The following is an 8,245-nucleotide window of genomic DNA, read 5'->3' as shown; positions in this document are numbered from 1 at the left end:
GGGGCATCATTAACGGCAGTGAAATTAATGTCGCGGGTTACAGCAGTACTATTTAAGCTGCCATCATTGACAACAAAGCTGATAGTGCGCTTTGTGGTGGGGTTATCGCTACTGTTTTGATAGGTAACAGATTGCAGGGCAGTTTGATATTGGGCGACGGTGGCACTACCAGTTAAGGTTAAGACACCGTTAGTACAAGTGCCAGTAATGCCGTTTTGGTTGGTGAAAGCGAGGGTGTCTTCTGTGGCGACAAAACCATTGGTAATGCTGACAGTAGCGCTGCTGAGGCTGGTGGAGTCGGCATCGGTGACGGTAATACCAGGGTCGATGGCTTTAGCAGGGTCGTTTTCAGTGTAGGCGAGGGCGGTGTTGGTGGGGGTGATGACTGGGGCGACAGGTTCGGCAATTGTTAAACTGGCACTTGTGACATTCAACAGCACGGAGACAGTGTTGCTGCTGGCGTTAGCAGCAGCCAAGTCCAGCTTGCCGTCGCCGTTGAAGTCTGCCACTGTGACTGAATTAGGACTACTGCCAACGGTGAAGTTGGTGGCGGTGGCAAAGCCGCCCGTACCGTTGCCTAGCAGTACTGAGATGGTGTTGTTGTTGTAGAAGTTAGTAGTAGCCAAGTCCAGCTTGCCGTCGCCGTTGAAATCTCCCACTGTGACTGAGCGGGGACCATTACCGACGGTGAAGTTGGTGGCAGAGGCGAAGCCGCCAGTGCCATTGCCCAGCAGCACGGAGACGGTGTTGCTGCTGAAGTTAGCAGCAGCCAAGTCCAGCTTGCCGTCGCCGTTGAGGTCTGCCACTGTGACTGACTGGGGAAAAGTGCCGACGGTGAAGTTGGTGGCGGTGGCAAAGCCGCCAGTGCCGTTGCCCAGCAGCACGGAGACGGTGTTATTGTAGAAGTTAGGAGTAGCCAAGTCCAGCTTGCCGTCGCCGTTGAAGTCTCCCACTGTAACTGAAAATGGACCATTGCCGACGGCGAAGTTAGTGGCGGTGTCAAAGCCACCGGTACCGTTGCCTAGTAGCACGGAGACGCTATTGCTGTAGAAGTTAGCAGTAGCCAAGTCCAGCTTGCCGTCGTTGTTGAAGTCTGCCACTGTGACTGACCGGGAACCACTGCTGACCGTGAAGTTGGTGGCAGTGCCAAAGCTGCCACTGCCGGTGCCAAGCAGCACTGAGACATTATTGCTGCCCAAGTTAGCAGCAGCCAAATCCAGCTTGCCGTCGCCGTTGAAGTCTCCCACTGTGACTGAGCGGGGACTATTGCCGACGGTGAAGTTGGTGGCAGTGCCAAAGCTGCCACTGCCGGTGCCAAGCAGCACTGAGACATTATTACTACCCAAGTTAGCAGCAGCCAAATCCAGCTTGCCGTCGCCGTTGAAGTCTCCCACTGTGACTGAATAGGGACTACTGCCGACGGTGAAGTTGGTGGCTGGTTGGAAATTGGCGGTGCTGTTGGCACCAAGGATGTAGTCTGGGCTGGCTTCTAGGTTGACAGTGACGGTTTCGTTGGGGTCAGAGACTCCATCAGCGACAGCTGTGACTGTTAAAGTAGCGGTGGTTTGCCCAGCGGCGATCGCAAATGTGTTGGCTGTGACAGCGGTGATATTTGTAGCTGCTGCCAAGGTGTAGTCGGTGGTGGCGGTGGCGGTGCTACCTGTGGTGTTAAAGTTAACCACTAAGCCACCAACTGGGGCGGCAGTGTCGAGGGTGATGGTGAAGTTGCCGACTGTACCGCCTTCTGTGGGGTTAGTGCCTGGGGCGATCGTAATTTTAGGGGTGGTATTCAGCAGCACTGAGACATTATTGCCACTGAAGTTAGCAGCAGCCAAATCGAGCTTGCCGTCGGCGTTGAAGTCTCCCACTGTTACTGAGGTGGGACTAGCCCCGACGCTGAAGTTGGTGGCGGTGGCAAAGCCCCCTGTGCCGTTGCCTAGTAGTACTGAGACGGTGTTGCTGCTGTTATTAGCGGTAGCCAAGTCGAGCTTGCCGTCGCCGTTGAAATCTCCCACTCTTACTAAAAAAGGACTAGTCCCGATACTGAAGTTGGTGGCAGTGGCAAAGCCGCCTGTGCCGTTGCCTAGCAGCACTGAGACGGTTTTGCTGCTGTAGTTAGCGGTAGCCAAATCGAGCTTGCCGTCGCCGTTGAAGTCTCCCACTGTGACTGAAATGGGAAGACTGCCGACGGTGAAGTTGGTGGCGGTGGCAAAGCCCCCTGTGCCGTTGCCTAGTAGCACTGAGACGGTATTGTTGCTGAAGTTAGCAGCAGCCAAGTCGAGCTTGCTGTCGCCGTTAAAATCTCCCACTGTAATTGATCGGGGATTGGGAGCAATGCTGAAGTTGGCGGCGGAGCCAAAGCCCCCTGTGCCGTTCCCTAGCAGCACAGAGACGTTGTTGCTGTTGTAGTTAGCGGTAGCCAAGTCGAGCTTGCCGTCGCCGTTAAAATCTCCCACTGTGACTGAAAAAGGACTAGTCCCGACGGTGAAGTTGGTGGCGGTGCCAAAGCCCCCTGTGCCGTTTAGTAGCACTGAGACGTTGCTGCTGTTGAAGTTAGCGGTAGCCAAGTCGAGCTTGCCGTCGCCGTTAAAATCTCCCACTGTGATTGATCGGGGATTGGGAGCAACGCTGAAGTTGGTGGCAGTGGCAAAGCCCCCTGTGCCGTTGCTTAGTAGCACTGAGACGTTGCTGCTGTTGATATTAGCAGCAGCCAAGTCGAGCTTGCCGTCGCCGTTGAAATCTCCCACTGTTACTGAATAGGAATTAGTCCCGGCGCTGAAATTGGTAGCGGTGGCAAAGGTGGCAAACACTCCAGGGTAGGCTTCCCTAATTTTTGGTTGCAACGCTAGTGTGGAGGCGATTTGCCCGATCTTCACCTCTAGTTCCCAACTTCCCCCATGTTGCGCGTTGCCGATTTTCTGGGCTGAGGCGGCAATGTTTGCCCCAGTAAGTTGGTGTAAGCTTTCTATAAAGGTTTTTCCCGTTTCTCCTCTGGCGACTTCACACCCATAGATGAGGATTTCGGCAGCAAGCCATTGTTGTAGTTGCTGGCGATAGGTGTGGAGGTTGTCTAAATTTAGTTGGCTATTACCTAGTTGTAAGCTGCCGGGGCTACCGTGGGCAATTATCTGGATACTGGCCTTTGGATAGTTATGGCAGACGGCGCTGATTTGGGCGATGCCGTCAAGGTGTTTGTTGAGGACAGTTACTTTGGCTGTGGGTATAATGCCTTGGACGAGTATTTGATGGTCATCAATTCCGGCATCGATGATGACTAGAGTCTGCTTTGTGACTGTGGCGTTAGTAGTTGTCATGATGTTTCAGTATTCTGGAATTTACGTATTAATTCTGATAAGTGGTATCTCTAATTTAAAAAATACTTATATTGGAATAACCTAAAATCAGCATTTTATCCTCAGTAAAATCACTCCATTTGCTTGAGATGTCACGTAGTACGCAGAGCGGAATTAAAAATTAAAAATGTATACAGCATAAGGGTTTCGTTGATTTGGAATGGGTGGTTTATTTACGCCACACTGTACTAGTCGGTTGAGTTGAAGAACGAAACCCAACACTACATACTGTTGGCTGGCGGTGAATGTTACAGACAATAAATGTTTAAACAAACTTAAAGTAATTGTTGACTTTATATCTGCTGTAAGTAGGTAGGCAAGATAAAATCAAACTATGTAACGAAAAGTAAAATCTTTGTATTTGGCTCGTAGTTGCGCCCTCTTGCGCTTTAGCGCAACTACGAGCTAGTGATGATTATTTGCGCCCACTTACTTATGTATAGCAACCGCCAAGGCGGTTTGGGTATAGACTGGATGTATTAGCCTTTCCTTTGCCCCGGTTAGTGCGTTAGCGTAGCTCGCCGAAGGCATCGCTATATGCCCAAACCCTACAGTTACGACCTTCGTCAAAAGGTCATCCAAGCCATTAAGCTCGATGGCTTGAAAAAAAGTGAAGCCAGTCAATTGTTTAATATCAGTCGCAATACCATCGACTTGTGGCTGAAGCGGCAAGCCATTACTGGAGATTTTCAAGCTTTGCCTAATCAACCTCCTGGTAATGGTCACAAGATCACTGACTGGGAGAAATTTCATGAGTTTGCTTTATCTCATGGGGATAAAACTCAAGTTGAGATGGCCTCACTTTGGGAAGGAGAAATTAGCGATGCCTTCGGCGAGCTACGCTAACGCACTATCTCACGGTCCCTGAAGAAAATAGGCTTTACTCGAAAAAAAAGACTTATGGCTACCGCGAGCGGGATGAAGCAAAACGACAGGCGTTCATAGCGGAGTTGTCCACAGTACCAAGAGAGAACATCGTGTACCTCGATGAGTCTGGCATGGATAGTCGAGATGGGTATGATTATGGTTGGAATGAAAAAGGGCAGCGCTTCCATGCACTGAAGTCAGGACGACGTGAGGGGCGAGTCAATATGATTGCAGCGCTGTGTAACCAAAACCTGATAGCTCCCTTCACTGTTGAAGGGGCATGTAATCGAACAGTATTTGAGACAAGGCTTGTAACTTGTTTGCTTCCAATACTTAAAGCAGGACAGGTTCTAGTAATGGATAATGCTACGTTTCACAAAGGCGGGCGGATTGAGCAATTGATTCAGGAGGCGGGTTGTAAAGTGTTATACTTACCCCCCTATTCACCAGACTTCAATAAAATTGAGCAATGCTGGTTTTACTTAAAAAGTCGAATCCGCAAAAAACTAGCGCAGTTTGATTGTTTACGAAATGCCATTGAGCACGTCTTACATTTTGCGTCCTAACCACCTTGGCGGTTGCTATATATGGTTAATCACTAAACGCCAAAAATTCTAGCGATGTTGTTCGCTAGTGCAAATAGTAAAAATTTATACTTTGCTAAAGCTCCTACAATCTTCTGCTAAAGCTGCTCTTTCTGTAATTTATTGGCGAAAAACTTATTGGAGAAAAACTTCTAGATGCACCACCAATTAAAGAAATATTATAAGTTGGAAAGTTAGATGAACTGGAGGACTTTTGTAGGTTCAAAAAAACAAAAGTTGGTTGTAGACAGCAGTAAATCACTTTCGTCAAGGAATTTTAGCTTGGGTTTTAGGAAACCATAGTGCTGAAACATTTAAACCTTTGTGGGAGGAAAGTTTGCTGCTGACAGTGCTATTTTTATGTTACTGATGGATGGAAAGTCTACCCTAGTTTTATTGAGCCAGGACATATCGTCAGTAAAACCATGACCAGAGTTGAAGGATAAAATACCCGTTTAGGTCATTACTTGGCACGCTTACATAAAAAAACATTATGCTATTCCAAAGCAGTAGATATGCTTAAATACTCAATTCGGTTGTTACTTTACTATTTAAAGTATAGATAAATACCCGTCTTTAACTGATTTATCCCGCATTTATGCAACGCCGGTTAAAGGCGGCAACAGCTGTTTTGACAACGATGTAAACTGGATGTCAGCAGCAATCCCCAAATAATTTGTCCACCCCTCGATTAATACATTTTGTCACAGCTTATGAACCCTGCCCTAACTCAAATTGGCGCTCAAATGTCCAACCTGACTGGCGTCAGAGCAATCATGAAGGATATTATCGAAACATTACGAGCGGGTGCAGGGCAGCAGTTTATTAATTTGAGTGCTGGTAATCCGTTGATTTTGCCAGAAGTAGAGCAATTATGGCGCGATTGTACTGCACAGCTTCTTGCAAGTCCAGAATATGGTGAGGTAGTTTGTCGCTACGGCTCAAGTCAGGGCTATGCACCGTTAGTTGAAGCGATCGCCAATGATTTTAACAAACGCTACGGGTTAAACTTAAGCGATCGCAATATCCTCATCACCCCCGGTAGTCAAAGCCTCTACTTCTACGCTGTTAATAGCTTCGGTGGCTACACCCCTAGCGGCGAGTTAAAACAAATCGTTTTGCCCCTCAGCCCTGACTACACAGGTTACGGCGGTATTTGCTTAGTTCCAAAAGCCTTAATCGCCTACAAACCAACTCTCGATATTGATGAAGCCTCCCACCGATTTAAATATCGCCCCAACTTCAGCCAGCTGTCGATTACAGAAAATACGGGTTGTGTCCTCTTCTCTCGCCCTTGTAATCCCACTGGTAATGTCCTGACTGAGGATGAGGTGAAAAAAATTACTGCCCTCGCTGCGCCTTACAATCTGCCAGTGTTAATTGACTCAGCTTATGCGCCTCCCTTCCCAGCATTGAACTTTACCGAAATGACACCAGTGTTTGGTGATAATATTCTCCACTGCATGAGTTTATCGAAAGCAGGATTACCAGGAGAAAGGGTTGGTATTGCCATTGGGGATGAAAAGTGGATTGAAGTGCTGGAGTGTTTTCAGGCAAATATGAGTCTCCATTCTTCACGTTACGGCCAAGCGATCGCAGCTTATGCAATCAATTCTGGTGCTTTAGTAGAAATTTCTCACACTGTCATCCGTCCCTTTTACCAAAATAAGTTTACCGTTTTAGAAACCAGCTTAGAACAAGCGATGCCCAAGGATTTACCTTGGTTCCTCCATCGCGGTGAAGGAGCAATTTTTGCTTGGTTGTGGTTACAGGATTTACCCATTACTGACTGGGAATTTTACCAGCAGCTCAAGCAAGTAGGTGTGATTATTGTCCCAGGAAGTAACTTCTTCCCCGGTTTAGAGGAAGAATGGGCGCACAAACACCAATGCTTCCGCATCAGCCTTACAGGCAGCGATGAGGAGATTACTTCTGCTATGCAACGTTTAGCAAAAGTGGCTGAAGAAGCTTATAAAGGTGCGGCGGTGAGTGCCTAGTAGGGGAAGTTAGGAGTTAGGAGTTAGGAGTTAGGAGTTTGGAGTTTGGAGTTTGGAGTTTGGAGTTATAAGAATTTTTTCCCCAATGATAAATGACAAATGACAAATGACAAATCAGATAATTGGCTAGAAATTGGTAAGATTGTTGCGCCTCAAGGGTTGTCTGGGGAATTACGGGTTTATCCTGTATCTGACTTCCCCGAAAGATTTGAGGTACCGGGAAAACGTTGGTTGTTGCGTTCAGGTGATACAGAACCGCAACCAATCGAATTATTGACGGGACGTTATATCAGTAACAAAAACTTGTATGTAATCAAATTAGCTGGCGTAGAAAATTGCGATCAGGCGGAGGCGTTGCGCGGTTGTAAGTTAATGGTGCCAGCAAGCGATCGCCCCCAATTAGGCGAAGATGAATATCATGTCCTCGATTTAATTGGCTTGGAAGTCTTCATGCAAGTCTCTGGCGAACTGGTTGGTACGGTGGTAGATATCATCCCGGCTGGCAATGATTTATTAGAAGTAAAATTGCATGAATCATTTGCTACTGACAAAAAGCAAAAGACTGTTTTGATTCCATTTGTAGAAGCGATCGCACCAGTAGTAGACTTGAAATCTAATCGCATTGAAATCACGCCGCCGCCGGGGTTATTGGAAATTAATAATTAGGTCATTCCTTAATCTGCCTTTAGCTAGTTACACTCTACTGGATACTTCAAGAGGAAGCAGAGCTTAACACATGAGAAAATTAGCAAGAAGATGCGATTTGATGCGAGGAGATGTTGATTTGGTCTAGTTGAATAAAAAAATGGTAAAACATCTATTTAAAACCTTTTTATCAAATATTCAGGAGTACAAAGCTTCTGAATATTTTTGGCGTAACTTGTGTGAGAGTATTCTTATAAAAAATCAAGGACAGGAACATGGATGGGAAATTTGGTTGAACATTCATTTTATTGATGGAACCCCGTTTTTAGATGGCAGCCCAATTTATAGTTTAATATCGCCAGATAACAGAAAAGGTATTTGTATTTATCAAGATGAACCGAGTAAAGCAACAATGTCTATTGTTGCATGGATGGATAAATTTGGATCTATTGATGATGATGAAAATTTTATTGAAGAGTTAGTTATTACGTGCGAACTTTCAGAGGAATCTTCACAATTAGCTGGTGAACTTATGGAAACATGGGTAAAAGAAAATACTTCATATTATGAAATGGAACTATTGATTGAAAAGAAACTTTGAGAACATCTACTTTTAGAGGATGTTTGAAAAGTCCTGTTTTCGGTATCAAAAGTTTTAGATCCCTCTAAATCTCCCGATAAATTGGGAGACTTTGATTCCGGTTCCCCCCTTTTTAAGGGGGGTTAGGGGGGATTTAAAAGTGCCTAAAATCACAGCAAAACACTTGTTCATTCAACCTCTTAGGCTAGAAAAACTTCT

At 46.3% G+C, this 8,245-nt stretch carries 4 protein-coding genes and 2 pseudogenes; 5 read left to right on the top strand and 1 reads right to left on the bottom strand.

Annotated elements, in window-relative coordinates; translation table 11 throughout:
- Positions 1-3,314: FG-GAP-like repeat-containing protein (locus V7K32_RS11350; RefSeq protein ID WP_334993153.1), on the bottom strand; the 3,314-nt coding region annotated here is incomplete at its 3' end.
- A gap of 576 nt (positions 3,315-3,890) precedes the next feature.
- On the opposite strand from V7K32_RS11350, the pseudogene V7K32_RS11345 reads away from it, so the two are divergent.
- The 5 genes and pseudogenes from V7K32_RS11345 to V7K32_RS11325 all read left to right on the top strand — a co-directional run bounded on the left by V7K32_RS11345 (position 3,891) and on the right by V7K32_RS11325 (position 8,047).
- A pseudogene (locus tag V7K32_RS11345) lies at positions 3,891-4,786 on the top strand (IS630 family transposase).
- Positions 4,787-4,989: 203 nt separating this feature from the next.
- Positions 4,990-5,370 (top strand): annotated as a pseudogene (locus V7K32_RS11340) (IS1 family transposase); the annotation flags it as partial.
- A 147-nt stretch (positions 5,371-5,517) separates the two neighbouring features.
- Entirely contained in the window at positions 5,518-6,801 is a 1,284-nt protein-coding gene (locus V7K32_RS11335; protein ID WP_334993151.1) for a valine--pyruvate transaminase, read from the top strand.
- 99 nt (positions 6,802-6,900) lie between these two features.
- Positions 6,901-7,467: a ribosome maturation factor RimM gene (gene rimM / locus V7K32_RS11330; protein ID WP_334993149.1), complete on the top strand. Its 567-nt coding sequence runs from the start codon at positions 6,901-6,903 to the stop codon at positions 7,465-7,467.
- 139 nt (positions 7,468-7,606) lie between these two features.
- A complete protein-coding gene (locus V7K32_RS11325; protein WP_334993147.1) occupies positions 7,607-8,047 on the top strand; it encodes a hypothetical protein in 441 nt (146 codons plus the stop codon).
- Positions 8,048-8,245: the final 198 nt, after the last annotated feature.

It is taken from the genome of Nostoc sp. (genome assembly GCF_036917635.1).
In the GTDB taxonomy this organism is placed as follows: domain Bacteria; phylum Cyanobacteriota; class Cyanobacteriia; order Cyanobacteriales; family Nostocaceae; genus Nostoc.
This window is presented reverse-complemented; position numbering and strand designations above follow the sequence as displayed.

Bases quoted from the DNA above. Each gene is read 5' to 3' on its own strand.
- V7K32_RS11325 (WP_334993147.1), top strand. From the start codon at position 7,607: ATGGTAAAACATCTATTTAAAACCTTTTTATCAAATATTCAGGAGTAC.
- V7K32_RS11335 (WP_334993151.1), top strand. From the start codon at position 5,518: ATGAACCCTGCCCTAACTCAAATTGGCGCTCAAATGTCCAACCTGACT.
- rimM (WP_334993149.1), top strand. From the start codon at position 6,901: ATGACAAATGACAAATCAGATAATTGGCTAGAAATTGGTAAGATTGTT.